This window comes from Cognatiluteimonas weifangensis (genome assembly GCF_003416885.1).
Taxonomy (GTDB): Bacteria; Pseudomonadota; Gammaproteobacteria; order Xanthomonadales; family Xanthomonadaceae; genus Cognatiluteimonas; species Cognatiluteimonas weifangensis.
In genome coordinates this window covers 68865-86559 of the sequence record NZ_QVPD01000008.1, presented here as the reverse complement: position 1 = coordinate 86559, position 17695 = coordinate 68865, and the positions used below count along the sequence as shown (strand labels likewise).

14 protein-coding genes are annotated in these 17695 nt (G+C 69.5%); 11 read left to right on the top strand and 3 right to left on the bottom strand.

Annotated elements, in window-relative coordinates; all coding sequences use genetic code 11:
• Nucleotides 1-210: 210 nt before the first annotated feature.
• From purB to pilH, 10 genes are all read left to right on the top strand, one after another.
• A complete protein-coding gene (gene purB / locus D0Y53_RS08910; RefSeq protein ID WP_117202880.1) occupies nt 211-1578 on the top strand; it encodes an adenylosuccinate lyase in 1368 nt (455 codons plus the stop codon).
• 74 nt (nt 1579-1652) lie between these two features.
• Nucleotides 1653-1823 (top strand): hypothetical protein, encoded by a 171-nt coding sequence (locus tag D0Y53_RS12895; protein ID WP_158550630.1) that lies wholly within the window; start codon nt 1653-1655, stop codon nt 1821-1823.
• Nucleotides 1820-3103 carry a cupin domain-containing protein gene (locus D0Y53_RS08905; RefSeq protein ID WP_117202879.1) on the top strand — a complete coding sequence of 428 codons (1284 nt, stop codon included), beginning with the start codon at nt 1820-1822 and terminating at the stop codon, nt 3101-3103. The genes D0Y53_RS12895 and D0Y53_RS08905 overlap by 4 nt, the downstream gene beginning before the upstream one ends.
• On the top strand, nt 3100-4050 hold the full coding sequence (locus D0Y53_RS08900; RefSeq protein WP_117202878.1) for a GNAT family N-acetyltransferase: 951 nt from the start codon (nt 3100-3102) through the stop codon (nt 4048-4050). Before D0Y53_RS08905 ends, D0Y53_RS08900 begins: the two co-directional genes overlap by 4 nt.
• A 180-nt stretch (nt 4051-4230) precedes the next feature.
• Nucleotides 4231-7062 carry a 2-oxoglutarate dehydrogenase E1 component gene (locus D0Y53_RS08895; RefSeq protein ID WP_117202877.1) on the top strand — a complete coding sequence of 944 codons (2832 nt, stop codon included), beginning with the start codon at nt 4231-4233 and terminating at the stop codon, nt 7060-7062.
• 105 nt (nt 7063-7167) lie between these two features.
• The gene (gene sucB / locus D0Y53_RS08890; RefSeq protein ID WP_117202876.1) at nt 7168-8379 is read left to right on the top strand and encodes a dihydrolipoyllysine-residue succinyltransferase; all 1212 of its coding nucleotides are present in this window, start codon (nt 7168-7170) and stop codon (nt 8377-8379) included.
• A gap of 84 nt (nt 8380-8463) precedes the next feature.
• Nucleotides 8464-9885, top strand: a complete 1422-nt coding sequence (lpdA, locus tag D0Y53_RS08885; protein ID WP_117202875.1) for a dihydrolipoyl dehydrogenase — start codon at nt 8464-8466, stop codon at nt 9883-9885.
• 129 nt (nt 9886-10014) lie between these two features.
• Nucleotides 10015-10608: an LOG family protein gene (locus D0Y53_RS08880; RefSeq protein WP_117202874.1), complete on the top strand. Its 594-nt coding sequence runs from the start codon at nt 10015-10017 to the stop codon at nt 10606-10608.
• Nucleotide 10609: 1 nt separating this feature from the next.
• Complete coding sequence (locus D0Y53_RS08875) at nt 10610-11605, top strand: YhdH/YhfP family quinone oxidoreductase (protein ID WP_117202873.1); 996 nt, start codon at nt 10610-10612, stop codon at nt 11603-11605.
• 73 nt (nt 11606-11678) lie between these two features.
• Entirely contained in the window at nt 11679-12068 is a 390-nt protein-coding gene (pilH, locus tag D0Y53_RS08870; protein ID WP_117202872.1) for a twitching motility response regulator PilH, read from the top strand.
• 68 nt (nt 12069-12136) lie between these two features.
• Here the strand turns inward: pilH and D0Y53_RS13110 are convergent, their stop codons facing one another.
• Both D0Y53_RS13110 and D0Y53_RS08865 read right to left on the bottom strand, forming a co-directional pair.
• The gene (locus D0Y53_RS13110) at nt 12137-12361 is read right to left on the bottom strand and encodes a DUF6289 family protein (RefSeq protein WP_147319047.1); all 225 of its coding nucleotides are present in this window, start codon (nt 12359-12361) and stop codon (nt 12137-12139) included.
• A gap of 118 nt (nt 12362-12479) precedes the next feature.
• Nucleotides 12480-13379 (bottom strand): DnaJ C-terminal domain-containing protein, encoded by a 900-nt coding sequence (locus tag D0Y53_RS08865; RefSeq protein WP_117202871.1) that lies wholly within the window; start codon nt 13377-13379, stop codon nt 12480-12482.
• Between the two features lie 129 nt (nt 13380-13508).
• Between D0Y53_RS08865 and D0Y53_RS08860 the strand changes: the two genes are divergently transcribed.
• Nucleotides 13509-13988: a peroxiredoxin gene (locus D0Y53_RS08860; protein WP_117202870.1), complete on the top strand. Its 480-nt coding sequence runs from the start codon at nt 13509-13511 to the stop codon at nt 13986-13988.
• 860 nt (nt 13989-14848) lie between these two features.
• Here D0Y53_RS08860 and gyrA read toward each other — a convergent pair.
• On the bottom strand, nt 14849-17461 hold the full coding sequence (gyrA, locus tag D0Y53_RS08850) for a DNA gyrase subunit A (protein WP_117202868.1): 2613 nt from the start codon (nt 17459-17461) through the stop codon (nt 14849-14851).
• Nucleotides 17462-17695 lie beyond the last annotated feature (234 nt).

Genomic DNA, 17695 nt, shown 5'->3' with positions numbered 1-17695 from the left:
CCGATGGTGATGGAGGAATGGTGTCGGAGGACCCGTCATTCCGGCGGCAGCCGGGCGCGGCCGGCCCCTCGCCCGCCGCGCCCGCCCCGGGCGGCCACGCTGGCATGGCGGCCGAGTCGCGGAATTCCCGCCTGCGCAGGGGCGACGGCCCGCAACGAGGATACGCTTCGACAGTCTAGAATTGCGCTTCCTTCGCCGCACGGCCGCCCCATGTCCGACGCCCAGTTGCTCGCCCTGTCCCCGCTCGACGGCCGCTACACCGGCAAGGTCGACGCGCTGCGGCCGATCTTCTCCGAGTACGGCCTGATCCGCGCGCGGGTCCGGGTCGAGGTGGAATGGCTGCTGGCGCTGGCGGCCGCGCCGGAAATCGTCGAGCTGCCGCCGTTTTCCGCCGCCGCGAGCACCCGGCTGCGGGCGCTGGCCGCGGAGTTTTCCCCCGCCGACGCGGCCCGGGTCAAGCAGATCGAGCGCACCACCAACCACGACGTCAAGGCGGTCGAATACCTGCTCAAGGAGCGGCTCAAGGACGATGCCGAGCTGGGCCCGGCGCTGGAGTTCGTGCACTTCGCCTGCACCAGCGAGGACATCAACAACCTGAGCTACGCGCTGATGCTCAAGCAGGCGCGCGACACCGTGGTGCTGCCGCGGCTGGACGCGCTGATCGACAAGCTGCGCGCGCTGGCGCACGCGCACGCGGCGCTGCCGATGCTCGCGCGTACCCACGGCCAGACCGCTTCGCCGACCACCGTGGGCAAGGAGCTGGCGAACGTGGTGGCCCGCCTGCAGCGCCAGCATGCGGTGCTGGCGGCACTGCCGATGCCGGGCAAGATCAACGGTGCGGTCGGCAACTACAACGCCCACGTGGTCGCCTACCCGGAGGTCGACTGGCCGGGGTTCGCGCAGGCCTTCGTGCAGTCGCTGGGCCTAGACTGGCAGCCCTATACCACCCAGATCGAGCCGCACGACGGCATCGCCGAGCTGTGCGACGCCTGCAAGCGCATCGACACCATCGCCATCGACCTGTGCCGCGACGTCTGGGGCTACATCTCGCTGGGCTACTTCCGGCAGGCGGTCAAGGCCGGCGAAGTCGGCTCCTCGACCATGCCGCACAAGGTCAACCCGATCGATTTCGAGAACGCCGAAGGCAACTTCGGCATCGCCAACGCGCTGTTCGAGCACTTCGCCGCCAAGCTGCCGGTCAGCCGCTGGCAGCGCGACCTCACCGACTCCACCGTGCTGCGCGCGCTGGGCGTCGCCTTCGGCCATGCGCTGGTCGGCTTCGACGCGCTGCTGCGCGGGCTGGACAAGCTGTCGGTGAACCCCGAACGCCTGGCCGCCGACCTGGACGCGGCGTGGGAAGTGCTGGCCGAAGCCGTGCAGACGGTGATGCGTCGCCACGGCCTGCCCAACCCCTACGAGCAGCTGAAGGCGCTGACCCGCGGCCACGGCATCGACGCCGATGCCATGCGCACGTTCATCGCCGGCCTCGAGCTGCCGGCCGCGGCGAAGCAACGCTTGCTGGCCCTCACGCCCGGCAGCTACACCGGGCTGGCCGAGCCCCTGGCCCGGGACGCCTGAGCCGCCGCCCTTGACCCCGCTTTCAGACCGGCGCCGCTAGAGTGCCGCCGCGCCCACCGAGCCCCGGAGCCGGGATGCCATTGCCGGTCAACATCGACGTCGCCGACCTCGCCAGCGTGATGACTGAAGGTACGGCCCGCGGGGCGGCCTGGGGCCGGATCGTGCAACTGGCCGATCCGTTCGGCCATGGCCGGTGCCTGCTGCAATTCCGGGGCTGCGGCGACGACGGGACCACCTGCACATGAACCCGCCACGCCAGCGTCGGCCGGCCGGCGCGAGAGCCGCCGAGGCAAGAACCGCCGGCACGTCAACAGCTGCAGGCAGGGGCGCGCCGCCGATCGAGATCGATGCCGGCGTGCGACCGCCGCTGGGGATGCCGCCAGCGGAGTTCCTGCGCGACTACTGGCAAAAGCGCCCGCTGCTGCTGCGCAACGCCTTTCCCGGCTTCGTGTCCCCGCTCAGCCCCGAGGATCTGGCCGGCCTGGCCTGCGAGGAGGCGGCACTGGCGCGGATCGTCGCCCACGAGCGCAATCCCGCCTCCGCCGACGCCGACCGCTGGCTGGTGCGCCACGGCCCGTTCCCGGAGGAGCTGTTCCCGACCCTGCCGCAGCACGACTGGACGCTGCTGGTGCAGGACGTGGACAAGTGGGACGCCGGGGTCGCCGCGCTGCTGCCGGCGTTCGGCTTCCTGCCGCGCTGGCGGATCGACGACGTCATGGTGTCCTTCGCCGCGCCCGGCGGTTCGGTCGGCGCGCACGTGGACCAGTACGACGTGTTCCTGCTGCAGGCGCAGGGGCATCGCCGCTGGCGCATCGACGCCAGCCCCGAGCCGCCGCTGCAGCAGCGCCCGGACAGCGACCTGGACCTGCTGCAGCGCTTCAACCCCAGCCACGAGTGGCTGCTCGCGCCCGGCGACATGCTGTACCTGCCGCCCGGCGTGCCGCACCACGGGATCGCCGAGGACGCCTGCCTGACCTTCTCGATCGGCATGCGCGCGCCGTCGGCGGCGGAGCTGCTGGGCGATTTCGTCGACACCCTGGCGGCGGACGCCGACGACGCCCTGCGCTACCGCGACCCCGACCTGACGCCCGTGGCCGACCCCGACGAGATCGACGCCGCCGCCATGCAGCGCGTGGTGCAGGCGCTGAACCTGCTGCGGATGAACGACCCCGAGCGCCTGGGCGACTGGTTCGGCCGCTTCATCACCACCTACCGCAGCCCCGGCGAGATCGTCGCCGCGCAGCTGCCGCCGGCGCGGATCCAGACCGAGTGGCAGCTGCAGCACGGGGCGCGGCTGCTGCGGCACCCGTTCGCGCGCATGGCCTGGCGCCGCGCCGGCCGCGGCGCACGCCTGTACGTCAGCGGCCAGACGTTCGTGCTGCCGCTGCGCGACGCCCGCCGCCTGGCGGCCGCGGCCGCGATCGATGGCGCCGCCTACGCCGCGCTGTCGCAGGCCGGCCGCGACGCGGTGATCGCACTGTACGAATCGGGCCACTACCAGCTACCAGGGGACGAGGACGCATGAACGCTGCCAGCGACCGCGACGACACCACGGAGCCCTTCCGTGTGCTGCCGGTGGACTACGCCGCGGCGCTGGCCGACCTGCATGCGGTCCGCGACCGGGTATTCGTGCACGAGCAGCGGGTTCCGGTCGAGCTGGAGCACGACGACCTGGATCCGCGCTGCCTGCACGTGCTCGCGCGCGCGCTGGACGGCGAGCCGATCGGCACCGGCCGCCTGGTGCCGCCGGCGCACCCCGGAGCGCCGGCCCAGGTCGGGCGCATGGCGGTGCTGCCGCAGTGGCGCGGCAAGGGCGTCGGCGACGCGCTGCTGCTGGCGCTGCTGCAGCAGGCCCGGCAGCGCGGCTGGCACCAGGTCACGCTCAATGCCCAGGTGACGGCGCTCGGGTTCTACCTGCGCCACGGTTTCGAGCCGCGCGGCGAACGTTTCATGGAGGCCGGGATCGAGCACCAGGCGATGCGGCGCACGCTCGCCGGCGCCAGCGCGATCGAGGACCGCGAGGCCGCGGTCGCGGTCACCGCCGCGCTGGTGCTGGCGGCGCGGCGCGGCCTGTGCTTCTACAGCCGCGAACTCGACCCCGGGCTGCTGGATGCGCCCGCAGTGCTGGAGGCGCTGCGCCGCTTCGGCACCGCCGGCCACGGCGGCCAGGCGCGGATCCTGCTGCAGGACGCGGCCGCGCCGCAGCGCGCCCACGCCCCGCTGCTGGCGCTGGCGCAACGCCTGCCCAGCGTGTTCGCGTTCCGCGAGGTCGACGACCCGGTCGACCGCGCCTACCCCTCGGCGTTCCTGGCCAACGACGCCGGCGGTTTCTATTTCCGCGGCCTGGGCCACCGTTTCGACGGCGAGGCCGACCTCCACGCCCCGGGCCGCGCGCGCCAGCTGCGCGCCGCCTTCGACCGGGTCTGGGAACGCGCGCGCCCGATCGTGGAATACCGCGCACTCGGGCTGTGACCCCGGGCCGCAAGCCGCCGCGGCGGTGCGGGAGTGGTGCAGTGCGGCAAGCGCTGCGGCTATAATTCAAAGTCTTGCGTATCGGTCTCCGCGGGGGTGCTGGAACTCCCGCAGGATCAGGCGCTTGCCGGGGCCGCAAACCCCGTCCACCTCTCCCCAATCGAGCTTCCCGACGCCATAGTGGACAGTCTCCTGAAGCAGTTTGCGCGGTCCTCGCAACTCGGCGCCAATGCCGGCTACATCGAGGATCTGTACGAGCAGTACCTGGTGGCGCCCGACAGCGTCGGGCCGAAGTGGAAGGCCTATTTCGACGACTTCAAGGGCCGCGAAGCCGGAGACGTGCCGCATTCGGCGGTGATGCGCGAGATCGCCCTCGCCGGCCGCCGCGCCGCCCGTGGCGTGGTCGCCACCGGCACCGGCACCGGCGACGACCGCGACCGCGCCGTCGGCAAGCTGATCACCGCCTACCGCTCGCGCGGACACCTGGCCGCGGACCTGGACCCGCTGGGCATGGCCGCCAAGGCCGACGCGCCGGACCTGACCCTGGCGTTCCACCGCCTGTCCGAGGGCGACCTGGACGGGGAATTCTTCACCGGCGGCGTCGCCGGCCGCGAACGGATGCGGCTGCGCGACCTGCTGACCCTGCTCAAGGCCACCTACACCGGCAGCATCGGCGCGGAATTCATGCACATCGCCGACGCCGAGCAGCGGCGCTGGATGTACGAGCGGCTGGAGGCCGCGGCCGGCCACCACGGCCAGTCGCCGCAGGCCCGCATCCGCATCCTCGAGCGCCTGACCGCGGCCGAAGGCCTGGAGCGCTACCTGCACACCAAGTACGTCGGCCAGAAGCGCTTCTCGCTGGAAGGCGGCGACGCGCTGATCCCGATGCTCGACATCATGGTCCGCCGCGCCGGCGCCGACGGCGTCCGCGAAGTGGTGCTGGGCATGGCCCACCGCGGTCGCCTCAACGTCCTGGTCAATACCCTGGGCAAGCCGCCGCGCAAGCTGTTCGACGAGTTCGAGGGCAAGTTCGACCGCGGCCGCGACGATCGCGCCCACACCGGCGACGTCAAGTACCACATGGGCTTCTCCGCCGACATCGCCACCCCGGGCGGCCCGGTGCACCTGGCGCTGGCCTTCAACCCCTCGCACTTGGAGATCGTCAATCCGGTGGTCGCCGGCTCGGTGCGCTCGCGCCAGAACCGCCGCGACGACCGGCAACGCACCCAGGTGCTGCCGGTGCTGATGCACGGCGACGCCGCGTTCGCGGGGCAAGGCGTGGTGATGGAGCTGCTGCAGATGTCGCAGGCGCGCGGCTTCCGCGTCGGCGGCAGCGTGCACGTGGTGGTCAACAACCAGATCGGCTTCACCACCAGTGCCGCCGACGACGCCCGTTCCACGCTGTACTGCACCGACGTGGCCAAGATGGTCGGCGCGCCGGTGCTGCACGTGAACGGCGACGATCCCGATGCGGTCGCGTTCTGCGCCGAGCTGGCGTTCGACTTCCGCCAGCGTTTCGGCCGCGACGTGGTCATCGACCTGGTCTGCTACCGCCGCCACGGCCACAACGAGGCCGACGAGCCGGCCGCGACCCAGCCGCTGATGTACCAGACGATCCGCGCGCACAAGACCGCACGCGAGCTCTACGGCGACAAGCTCGTGGCCGAAGGCGTGCTCGACGCCGGCGCGGTCAAGGCGATGATGGCCGCCTACCGCGACAAGCTCGACGCCGGCGAGGTGACGACCGAAGTCGCCACGGTCAAGCCGGACGAATTCTCCACCGACTGGTCCGGTTTCCTCGACGGCAAGCTGTCCGATCCGGTCGACACCCGGGTGCAGCGCAAGCAGCTCGACCGGCTCGCCGCCGCGATCAACGCCATCCCCGCGCAGATCAAGCTGCACCCGCGCGTGGCCAAGATCTACGAGGACCGCCGCAAGATGGCCGCCGGCGAGCTGCCCGGCGACTGGGGTTTCGCCGAAAACCTCGCCTACGCCACGCTGCTGGAGGATGGCTACAAGCTGCGCCTGGTGGGGCAGGATTCCGGCCGCGGCACCTTCTTCCACCGCCATGCGATCCTGCACGACCAGGCCACCGACGAGTCCTACCTGCCGCTGCGGCAACTGGTGCGGAACCCGGAATCGGTCACCATCATCGACTCGCTGCTCAGCGAGGAAGCGGTGCTGGGCTTCGAGTACGGCTACGCCACCGCCGACCCGATGACGCTGGACATCTGGGAAGCGCAGTTCGGCGACTTCGCCAACGGCGCGCAGGTGCTGATCGACCAGTTCATCAGCTCCGGCGAGGCCAAGTGGAACCGCCTGTGCGGGATGGTGCTGTACCTGCCGCACGGCTACGAAGGCCAGGGCCCGGAGCACAGTTCCGCGCGGCTGGAACGCTTCCTGCAGCTGTGCGCGCTGGACAACATGATCGTGTGCGCGCCGACCACTCCGGCGCAGGATTTCCACATGCTGCGTCGGCAGATGCGCATGGCCACGCGCAAGCCGCTGGTGGTGATGACGCCCAAGTCGCTGCTGCGCCACAAGCTGGCGGTGTCGACCCTGGACGAATTGGCCTCCGGCGAATTCCGCACGCTGATCCCCGACACCACCGCCAGCGCGAAGAAGGTCCGGCGCGTCGTCGTCTGCGCCGGCAAGGTCTACTACGACCTGCTGGAGGAAGCGCACAAGCAGAAGCTCGAGGACGTCGCCCTGGTGCGGGTGGAGCAGCTGTACCCGTTCCCGCGCGCGGAGCTGACCGCCGAGCTCAAGCGCCATGCCGGCGCGACCGAAGTGGTCTGGTGCCAGGAAGAGCCGCAGAACCAGGGCGCGTGGTACCAGATCCAGCACCACCTGCGCGCCTGCCTGCAGCCGAAACAGTCGCTGGACTACGCCGGCCGCGCGCGCTCGCCCTCGCCCGCGGTCGGTCATTTCGCCGAGCACCTGGCCGAGCAGGCGCAACTGGTCGCCGATGCGCTGGTCAACCCCCCCGATGGCGACTATGTCGCCGAATGAAGTCGCCCCTGTCGCCCGGATGCGACGAGGACCCTGCGGCCCGGACCCCGCGGCCACGGATTCCCCGCTCCGCCCGGAATGACACCACCCCTCAGGACGCCCGCCATGGCCATTGAAGTCAAAGTCCCGGTGCTGCCGGAATCCGTTTCCGACGCCACCATCGCCACCTGGAACAAGAAGGTCGGCGACAGCGTCGCGCGCGACGAGAACCTGGTCGATCTGGAGACCGACAAGGTCGTGCTGGAAGTACCTTCGCCGGTCGATGGCGTGCTGGCGGAAATCCGCTTTGAGTCCGGCGCCACGGTCACCAGCCAGCAGGTGCTGGCGGTGATCGAGGAAGGCGCCGCCGCGGCTCCGAAGGCCGAGACGCCGAAGGCGGAAGCCCCGGCCAAGTCCGCCGCACCGGCCAAGGCGGCCGCTCCCGCGCCGGCCAAGGCGGCCGCGCCCGCCCGGGCCGCCGCCGCCAACGAGCAGCTGCCGCCTGGCGCGCGCTTCGCCGCCGAGACCGCGGGCGTGGATGCCGCGCAGGTCGAAGGCACCGGCCGCCGCGGCGCGGTGACCAAGGAAGACATCCTCAACTACGCCGCCGGCCGCAGCGGCGGCGTCGGCGGCGGCGCCCGCCCCGAGGAGCGCGTGCCGATGACCCGCATCCGCGCCCGCATCGCCGAGCGCCTGATGCAGTCCAAGAACTCCATCGCCATGCTGACCTCGTTCAACGAGATCAACCTGCGCAAGGTCATGGCCATGCGCAAGGAACTGGGCGAGCAGTTCCAGAAGGACCACGGCATCAAGCTCGGCTTCATGAGCTTCTTCGCCAAGGCCGCCGCCAACGCGCTGCAGAAGTACCCTGTGGTCAACGCCTCGGTCGACGGCAACGACATCATCTACCACGGCTACGCCGACATCTCGATCGCGGTCTCCACCGACCGCGGCCTGGTGACCCCGGTGCTGCGCAACGTCGAGCGGATGACCTTCGCCGACGTCGAGAAGGGCATCGACGCCTACGCCCGCGCCGCGCGCGAGGGCGGTCTGAAGCTCGAGGACCTGCAGGGCGGCACCTTCACCATCACCAACGGCGGCACCTTCGGCTCGCTGCTGTCCACCCCGATCGTCAACCCGCCGCAGTCGGCGATCCTGGGCATGCACACGATCAAGGAGCGCCCGATCGTCGAGAACGGCCAGGTCGTCGCCGCGCCGATGATGTACATCGCGCTGAGCTACGACCACCGCATCATCGACGGCAAGGACGCGGTGCTGTTCCTGGTGGACATCAAGAACCAGCTCGAGAACCCGCATCGCATGCTGCTGGGAATGTGACGCCGGTAAACGCGCCCCTCATCCGGCCCTTCGGGCCACCTTCTCCCCGCTGCGCGGGGCGAAGGGAAGACACAGGAAATGGAAATGGCTGAACAGTTCGATGTTGTCGTGATCGGCGGCGGCCCCGCCGGCTACCACGCCGCGATTCGCGCCGCGCAACTGGGCATGAAGGTCGCCTGCGTGGACGCCGCGCTGGGCAAGGACGGCAAGCCGGCGCTGGGCGGTACCTGCCTGCGGGTGGGCTGCATCCCGTCCAAGGCGCTGCTCGACTCCAGCCGCCAGTTCTGGAACATGCACCACATCTTCGGCGAGCACGGCATCGGCTTCGACAAGCCGAAGATCGACGTCGGCACCATGATCGGCCGCAAGGACAAGATCGTGAAGCAGTTCACCGGCGGCATCGCGGCGCTGTTCAAGGCCAACAAGGTCGCCGCCTACTACGGCTTCGGCCAGCTGCAGCCGGGCAACGTGGTCACGGTCAAGCAGCACGACGGCAGCACCGTCGAGCTCAAGGGCACCAACGTCATCCTCGCCGCCGGCTCCGACTCGATCGAGCTGCCGTTCGCGAAGTTCGGCGAGCACATCGTCGACAACGTCGGCGCGCTGGACTTCGACAAGGTGCCCAAGCGCCTGGGCGTGATCGGTGCCGGCGTGATCGGCCTGGAGTTGGGCAGCGTGTGGAACCGCTTGGGTTCTCAGGTGACGATCCTGGAGGCGCTGCCGACCTTCCTGGCCGCCGCCGACGCCGAGGTCTCCAAGGTCGCTGCGCGCGAGTTCAAGAAACAGGGCCTGGACATCCGCCTGGGCGCCAAGGTCGGCAAGACCGAGATCAAGAAGGACGGGGTGCACGTCACCTACACCGACGCCAAGGGCGAGCAGACCATCGTGGTCGACAAGCTGCTGGTCTGCGTCGGCCGCCGCGCCGCCACCAAGGGCCTGCTGGCCGAGGGCACCGGCGTCAAGCTGGACGCGCGCGGCATGATCGAGGTCGACGCGCACTGCCATACCGGCGTCGACGGCGTGTGGGCGGTCGGCGACTGCGTGCGCGGGCCGATGCTGGCGCACAAGGGCTTCGAGGAAGGCATCGCGGTGGCCGAGCTGATCGCCGGCCTGCCTGGCCATGTCGACTTCGAGACCATCCCCTGGGTGATCTACACCGAGCCGGAGCTGGCCTGGGTCGGCAAGACCGAGGAGCAGCTCAAGGCCGAGGGCGTGCCGTACAAGGCCGGCAGCTTCCCGTTCGCGGCGGTCGGCCGCGCGGTGGCGATGGCCGAGCCGGCGGGGTTCGTGAAGGTGCTGGCGCACGCCGAGAGCGACCGCGTGCTGGGCATGCACCTGGTCGGCGCGAACGTCTCCGAGCTGGTGCACGAAGGCGTGCTGGCGATGGAATTCAAGGGTTCCGCCGACGATCTGGCGCGGATCTGCCACGCGCATCCGAGCCTGTCGGAGGCCGTGCACGACGCCGCCATGGCCGTGCACAAGCGCGCGATCCATAAAGCCAACTAGCCGGCTTGATAGATATCGGGAGTTTGCCGAAGCAAACTCCTGCAAAGGTTGCATGCCACACCCGCCCCTTCGCGCCTGCGGCGCGAACCGCCCCTGACCTGGGGGCTGGGGCAAAAGCGAGGACCGCACATGCGATCAGTCTGTGTGTATTGCGGCTCGAATGCGGGGTCGCGGCCTGCGTACGCCGAACATGCGGCGGCGCTGGGCGCGCGCCTGGCGCGCGAGGGCCTGGCGCTGGTCTACGGCGGCGGCAATGTCGGCCTGATGGGCGTGCTCGCCGACGCCGCGCTCGCCGCCGGCGGCGAGGTGATCGGCGTGATCCCCGAGCAGCTGGTCCACTGGGAAGTCGCGCACCGCGGCATCACCCGGCTCGAGGTCGTCGCCAGCATGCACGAACGCAAGGCGCGCATGTTCGACCTGTCCGACGCCTTCGTCGCCCTGCCCGGCGGCTTCGGCACGCTCGACGAGATGTTCGAGATGCTGACCTGGCGCCAGCTCGGTCTCGGCGACAAGCCTTGCGCCTTCCTCGACGTCGACGGTTTCTACGCGCCGCTGCGGGCGATGCTGGACCGCATGGTCGGCGAGCGCTTCCTGCACGCGGAGCAGCGCCACGACCTGTGGCACGGCGAGGACATCGACGCCCTGTTCGCCTGGATGCGCAGCTACGTGCCGGCGCATGCGGACAAATGGCTGGACGAAAAACGCCGCGAGGAGCTGCGCTGACATGGGCGCCATCCCTGCAAGCTTTGCCGCCTTCCGCATCCACGACGACGCCGCCGGCTACCGCAGCGGCATCGAGCCAGTGGCGCTGGATCAGCTCTCGCCCGGCGAGATCGTGATCGAGGCGGCGTACTCGTCTGTCAACTTCAAGGACGCGCTGGCCGGCACCGGCCAGGGCAAGATCCTGCGCCGCTTTCCGCTGGTCGGCGGGATCGATGTCGCCGGACACGTGGTCGCTTCCACCGATCCGGCGTTCCGCGAAGGCGACCCGGTGCTGGTCACCGGCTGCGGCCTGAGCGAGACCCGCGACGGCGGCTACTCGAAGTTCGTGCGCCTGGAATCGCGCTGGACCATCGCCCTGCCCGCCGGGCTGACCCTGCGCGAAAGCATGATCCTGGGTACCGCCGGCTTCACCGCCGCGCTGGCGCTGCTGCGGATGCTGGACAACCGCCAGACCCCGGCGATGGGACCGCTGTGCGTCACCGGCGCCAGCGGCGGCGTGGGATCGCTGGCGGTGGACATCTTCAGCCGCGCCGGTTTCGAGGTGCACGCCATCAGCGGCAAGACCGCGCAGCACGACTACCTCAAGGCGATCGGCGCCCGCCAGGTGCACGGCCGCGACGCGCTGGCGACCACGCGGCCGCTGGAATCGGCGCGTTTCGGCGGCGGCCTGGACAACGTCGGCGGGCCGATGCTGGCCAGCCTGCTGGCGCAGACCGCGCCCTACGGCAACGTCGCCAGCGCCGGCCTGGCCGCCTCGGCGGAACTGCACACCACGGTGATGCCCTGCATCATCCGCGGCGTGTCGCTGCTGGGCGTGGCTTCGGCCGGCACCGCGCGCGACATCCGCGAAGCGGTGTGGCAGCACCTGGCCGACGACTGGAAACCCGCGCACCTGGCGCGCATCTGCACCCGCGAAGCCACGCTGGAGCAATTGCCCGAGGTGTTCGCGGGCATGCTCGCGGGCGGCTCGCTGGGGCGCACGCTGGTCCGGCTCTGAACGTCCGGCAGCGGCCGGTTTGCGACGGCCGGCGCGACCGCTACAATCGATCCGTCCCCCGGGGAATGACCGCATGGCCCGCATCCTGATCGTCGACGATTCGCCGTCGCAACTGATGGGCATCCGCCGCATCGTCGAGAAACTCGGCCACGAGGCGCTGACCGCCGAAGACGGCGCCGCCGGGGTCGAGGTCGCCAAGCGCGAGCTGCCGGACCTGATCCTGATGGACGTGGTGATGCCGAACCTCAACGGTTTCCAGGCCACGCGCTCGATCACGCGCGAGCCGGCTACCCGGCACATCCCGGTGATCCTGGTAACCACCAAGGACCAGGAAACCGACCGCATGTGGGGCATGCGCCAGGGCGCCAGGGCCTACCTGACCAAGCCTTTCAGCGAGGAAGAACTGGCGCAGGTGATCCTGGACCACATCGGCAGCGACGAGCCGGGACCGAGCGCGGCCTGATCCTTCGCGTGGTTGCGTGAAGCGAGCGCAGCCCGCGACCATGCGGGCTGCGCTCGCTGGTTATCGCCCTAGAAGCAGGGATAAGTCTCGATGGTGTAATTGTCAGTCTCTGTGCCCCATGTGTAACCGGGCCCTTGGTTGCAACCACTGTCGTAGTAGCCGACATAGTTGCCCGCATCGTCGTAATAGTGAATTGTGTACCCAGTCGCGCGGGCGGCCCAAGCCGCTGTGGTTACCACGCTCAACGCGATGGCCAAAACCAGGCCCCAATGCTTCAAATTATGCTTTTTCATTGCAGAGACTCCTTCTCAAATCAATGTGGGGAATTTGCCCGCCAGACCGAAACAGCGTCCAGCAACGCGACCATAGGTCGAATAATTACCCCCAGAACTTGACCTGTGTCACAGTTGCCTAGGCCCTGCGCCACTCATTGCCGAATGAATCCCGTAGACGCGCGTAAGCGTCGCGCTGCGCCTGGTTCCCGGCCTGCGGCGCCAGCACTTCCAGTTCCACGATCTGGTCGCCCGCCGGCGTTCCCGGCAGGCCGCGTCCGCGCAACCGCAGCTTGCGCCCGGCCTCCGAGTCCGCCGGGATCTTCAATTCGACCGGGCCGCCCAGGGTCGGCACGCTGACCGTCGCGCCGAGCGCGGCTTCCCACGGCGCCACCGGCAGCAGATGGATGATGTTGCGGCCGTCGACCTCGAACTGCGGATGCGCGGCGTACTCGATCTCCAGCAGCAGATCGCCGCCTTGCGCACCCTGCCCGGCCAGCCGGATCGCCTGCCCCGGGCGGATGCCCTTGGGCACCCGCACCTCCAGGGTCCTGCCGTTGACGCCGATGCGCACCTTGTCGCCGCGGTACACCGCCTCCAGCGGCACCGCCAGGCGTACGCGCCGGACCTGGCCGGGTGCCGGACCGCGCGGCTGCGGACCGCGTGCGCCGCCACGCCGACGCCCGAACAATTCCTCGAAGAAATCGCTGAAGCCGCCGCCGTTGCCGCCGCCGGCGAAGATCTCATCGAAATCGAAGTCTCCCTGCGGCGCGCCCTGGCCGAAGCCCCCCGGCGGCGGCCGCACCTCGTCGCCGGGCCGGTAACCGTGCGTGCGCAACTGGTCGTAGGCCTTGCGCTTGGCCGGGTCGCGCAGCGCCTCGTAGGCCTCGTTGATCGCCTTGAACCGCTCCTCGGCGTCGGCTTCCTTGCTGACATCGGGATGGTACTTGCGCGCCAGCCGCCGGTAGGCGGTCTTGATTTCGGCTTCGCCGGCGCTGGGCTCGACGCCGAGAACGTCGTAGTAATCCTTGAATTGCATGGGTCTTCCTGCGCACGCGGCCGCAACGCCGCGTCGTTGCCGGCATTATCGCAGCGCCCCCGCGCACCGCGTTGACGCGATCTTAGCGCCGCGGGCGGCTACACTGGCAAGCCACAGGGAGAGCCGTCCATGACCATCCAAGCCGGCGACCGTCTGCCGGAAGCGACGCTGCAACGCATCCGCGAAGGCATCGAGACGGTCGACACCCGCAATCTGTTCGACGGCCGCAAGATGGTGATTTTCGGCGTCCCCGGGGCCTTCACCCCGACCTGCTCGGAAAAGCACCTGCCCGGCTTCGTCGAGCATTTCGACCGGTTCCGCGACAAGGGCATCGGCGTCGCCTGCCTGGCGGTCAACGACCCGTTCGTGATGCGGGCGTGGGGCGAGCACCAGCACGTCCCCGACGAGTTGCTGATGCTGGCCGACGGCAACGGCGACTTCACCCGGGCACTGGGGCTCGAGATGGACGCCAGCGCCTACGGCATGGGCATGCGCTCCAGGCGTTTCGCGATCTACGCCGAGGACGGCGTCGCCAGGCAGGTCTTCGTGGAGGCCCCCGGCGAGTTCCGGGTGTCCTCGGCCGAGCACGTGCTGTCGCAGATTCCCTGATCCGCACAGGCGGCCTGGCCACGCCAACAACCGGTTCTTCCTCCCGCTCGGATCGGCTTCGGAAGGAGTCGCCGCGGGCTGGGGGGTGCCGCGTCCTCCCGACGACCTCCTGTCTTTAAGTAGTCGGGGCGCAGGCCATTCGAGACAGCTCGCGTAATCGGCTTCGGGGAGAATCGCCGCCCGGCGGGCCGGGGGTGGTGCGCCCTCCTGACGACCTCCTGTCTTCAAATCGGGGCGTGGCCTGACTTTGTGAGATCGGCTTCGGACGGAGTCGCCGCGCCCGGCGGGCCAGGGGTGGTGCGCCCCCCTGGCGATGTCCTGTCTTTAAATCGGATGCTCGCCGGTGGGATCGGCTTCGGACGGAGTCGCCGCCCGACGGGCTGGGGGTGCTGCGCCCTCCTGACGACCTCCTGTCTTTAAGTCGGGTCGTGGACCCTCCATGGTCCACTCTCCGCACCCCCAGCCCGCCGGGCGGCGACTGCGCGAGCTTGGAGTTCATCGCTTCTGGCTGGTTTTCTCTACAAGCGCCGACTCACTGCCCAGAAGCCGGTGGCCCGGCCTGTGCGGGACCGTCGGCGGCATGGATGCCGCCGAGGAGCCTACAGGGACGTATTCACGGCGTGTCCCGCACAGGCCGGGCCACCGGCTTCCCCCGCAGAAGCTTCCACGCTTGAAGGGGGTGTTCACGACGCACCCCGTAGAGGCAGGACCGCCGGCTCCATCGCAGGGGTATCCACACGGGAGGAGTGTATTCACGCGTTGCCGCAAAGACGGCTACAGGCTTGCCCGCACCGGGAATTGGAGCCACAAAGACACAAGGGCGGCCAGGGGCCGCCCTTGCATCGTGCGCACTACCGGCGTCAGGCGGTCGGCGGCGACGGCTCGCTGACGGCGTCGGGGAGAACCGCTGCCGTGTCGGTGTCCTCCGTGTCCAGAGAAGCATCCACGCGTTCGAGCGCCTGCAGGCGTTCGCCCTCGCCGAGCCGGATCAGGGTGACGCCCTGGGTGTTGCGGCCGACCTGGGCGATCTCCGAAGCACGGGTACGCACCAGGGTGCCGCCGTCGGAAATCAGCAGCACCTCGTGGCTGTCCGACAGCTGGATCGCCCCGACCAATTGGCCGTTGCGGGCGCTGGTCTGCAGCGCGATCACGCCCTGGGTGCCGCGGCCCTTGCGCGGGTAGTCTGCCACCGGCGTGCGCTTGCCGTAACCGTGTTCGCTGGCGGTGAGGATGTCGCCCTCGCCGGAGAGCACGATCAGGCTGCGCACTTCCTCGCCGTCGGCCAGCTTCATCCCGCGTACGCCGGTGGCGGTGCGGCCCATCGGACGCACGGTCTCGCCGGCGAAGCGCACGGCCTTGCCGTTGCTGGCGAACAGCATGATGTCGCGGTGCCCGTCGGACAGTTCCGCGTTGACCAGCGCGTCGCCTTCGGCCAGGTTGATCGCGATCTTGCCGCGCTGCAGGCGATAGGCGTACTCGGTCAGCGGAGTCTTCTTGACCGTGCCGTTGCGGGTGGCGAAGAACACGAACAGGTCCTCGCTGTACTCGCGCACCGGCAGCACCGCCTGCACCTTCTCGCCCGCTTCCAGCGCGATCCAGTTGACGATCGGGCGGCCGCGCGCATGCGGGCCGGCGTCCGGCAACTGGTGCACCGGCAGCCAGAACACGCGACCGGCGCTGGTGAAGGTCAGCAGCGTGTCGTGGGTGTTGACCAGCCACAGCTGCTCGATGAAATCCTCGTCCTTGGTCGCCGCCGCATTGCGGCCGCGGCCGCCGCGGCGCTGCGCGCGGTAGGCGGTGACCGGCTGGCGCTTGGCGTAGCCGGCGTGCGACAGCGTCACCACCACGTCCTCCGGCGCGATCAGGTCGAGGATGTCCAGATCCTCCTCGCTGGCACGGATCTCGCTGCGGCGCGGGTCGCCGAATTCTTCCCTGAGGTTGCGCAGCTCGGTGCGGATCACCTCCAGCAGCACGTCGGGGTTTTCCAGGATCTCGATCAGGCCGCGGATGGTCTCCAGCAACAGCCGGTATTCCTCGGTGAGCTTTTCCTGCTCCAGGCCGGTCAGGCGATGCAGGCGCATTTCCAGGATCTGCTGCGCCTGGACCTCGGTCAGCTGGTAGCGCGAACCCGGACCATCCCGAGTCACCAGGCCGACGCCGGCCGGCAGGTCCTCCGGGCGCGATGCCTCGGCGCCGGCGGCGGCGAGCAGGGTGCCGACCAGGCCGGGTTCCCAGGTCCGCGCCAGCATCCGTTCGCGAGCTTCGTTGGGATTGGCCGAGGTCTTGATCAGCTCGATCATCTCGTCGATGTTGGCGAGCGCGACGGTGAGGCCTTCCAGGATGTGCGCGCGCTGGCGCGCCTTGCGCAACTCGAACACGGTACGCCGGGTCACCACCTCGCGGCGATGGCGCACGAAGGCCTCGAGCATCTGCTTGAGGTCGAGCAGCTTCGGGCGGCCGTCGACCAGCGCCACCATGTTGATGCCGAACACCGACTCCATCGGCGTCTGCAAATAGAGGTTGTTGAGCACGACCTCGGCCGAGTCGCCGCGCTTGATCTCGATGTAGATGCGCATGCCGTCCTTGTCGGACTCGTCGCGCAGCTCGCTGATGCCGTCGAGCTTTTTCTCCTTCACCAGCTCGGCGATCTTCTCGATCAGTCGGGCTTTATTCACCTGATAGGGGATCTCGGTGACGACGATCGCCTCGCGGCCGTTGTCGGCGACCTCGATGTCGGCCTTGGCGCGGATGCGCACGCGGCCGCGGCCGCTGCGGTAGGCCAGATGGATGCCGCCGACGCCGTTGATGATGCCGCCAGTCGGGAAATCCGGTCCCGGGATGTGCCGCATGAGGCCATCGATGTCGATCGCCGGATCGTCGATCAGGGCGATGGTGGCGTCGATCACTTCCGACAGGTTGTGCGGCGGGATGTTGGTGGCCATGCCGACCGCGATGCCGGCCGAGCCGTTGACCAGCAGGTTCGGGAACCGCGACGGCATCACCGTCGGCTCGAGTTCCTTCTCGTCGTAGTTGGGCTGGAAATCGACGGTTTCCTTGTCGATGTCGGCCAGCAGTTCGTGCGTGAGCCGCGCCATGCGCGCCTCGGTGTAGCGCATCGCCGCGGCCGAGTCGCCGTCCACCGAACCGAAGTTGCCCTGTCCGTCCACCAGCAGGTAGCGCAGCGAGAACGGCTGCGCCATGCGCACCAGGGTGTCGTACACCGACTGGTCGCCGTGCGGGTGGTATTTGCCGATGACGTCGCCGACGATGCGCGCGGACTTGTAGTAGGGCTTGTTGGCGTGGGCGCCGAGCTCGTTCATCGCGTACAGCACGCGCCGGTGCACCGGCTTGAGGCCGTCGCGGACGTCGGGAAGCGCGCGCCCCACGATCACGCTCATGGCGTAATCCAGGTAGCTGCGGCGCATCTCGTCTTCGAGGTTGACGGGGATGATTTCCTTGGCGGGTTCTGCCATCGGGATTCCGTTTCAGCGGTGGACCGGCCCCGGCAACGAACGCCCGGAAGCGGGACTCGGAAGCCCGTTCCGCCGGCGTCTTCGGGGCGGTTGGAAAAGACGTGAAATCATAGCACGCCGGGCGTTTTTACGCAGGGGTTTTTGCTTCGCGCGTCAAGCACTTAGCTGCGGATTCGCGAGCGTCCGCGGCACTCGTGCGGAACGGCTGCCGAAGGTCGCCGTCCGCGCCGGTCG

Coding starts and splice junctions, on each gene's coding strand:
- D0Y53_RS08865 (WP_117202871.1), bottom strand. CDS start 13,379: ATGCAATTCAAGGATTACTACGACGTTCTCGGCGTCGAGCCCAGCGCC.
- D0Y53_RS13110 (WP_147319047.1), bottom strand. CDS start 12,361: ATGAAAAAGCATAATTTGAAGCATTGGGGCCTGGTTTTGGCCATCGCG.
- sucB (WP_117202876.1), top strand. CDS start 7,168: ATGGCCATTGAAGTCAAAGTCCCGGTGCTGCCGGAATCCGTTTCCGAC.
- D0Y53_RS08900 (WP_117202878.1), top strand. CDS start 3,100: ATGAACGCTGCCAGCGACCGCGACGACACCACGGAGCCCTTCCGTGTG.
- pilH (WP_117202872.1), top strand. CDS start 11,679: ATGGCCCGCATCCTGATCGTCGACGATTCGCCGTCGCAACTGATGGGC.
- D0Y53_RS08860 (WP_117202870.1), top strand. CDS start 13,509: ATGACCATCCAAGCCGGCGACCGTCTGCCGGAAGCGACGCTGCAACGC.
- D0Y53_RS08880 (WP_117202874.1), top strand. CDS start 10,015: ATGCGATCAGTCTGTGTGTATTGCGGCTCGAATGCGGGGTCGCGGCCT.
- lpdA (WP_117202875.1), top strand. CDS start 8,464: ATGGCTGAACAGTTCGATGTTGTCGTGATCGGCGGCGGCCCCGCCGGC.
- gyrA (WP_117202868.1), bottom strand. CDS start 17,461: ATGGCAGAACCCGCCAAGGAAATCATCCCCGTCAACCTCGAAGACGAG.
- D0Y53_RS08905 (WP_117202879.1), top strand. CDS start 1,820: ATGAACCCGCCACGCCAGCGTCGGCCGGCCGGCGCGAGAGCCGCCGAG.
- D0Y53_RS12895 (WP_158550630.1), top strand. CDS start 1,653: ATGCCATTGCCGGTCAACATCGACGTCGCCGACCTCGCCAGCGTGATG.
- D0Y53_RS08875 (WP_117202873.1), top strand. CDS start 10,610: ATGGGCGCCATCCCTGCAAGCTTTGCCGCCTTCCGCATCCACGACGAC.
- purB (WP_117202880.1), top strand. CDS start 211: ATGTCCGACGCCCAGTTGCTCGCCCTGTCCCCGCTCGACGGCCGCTAC.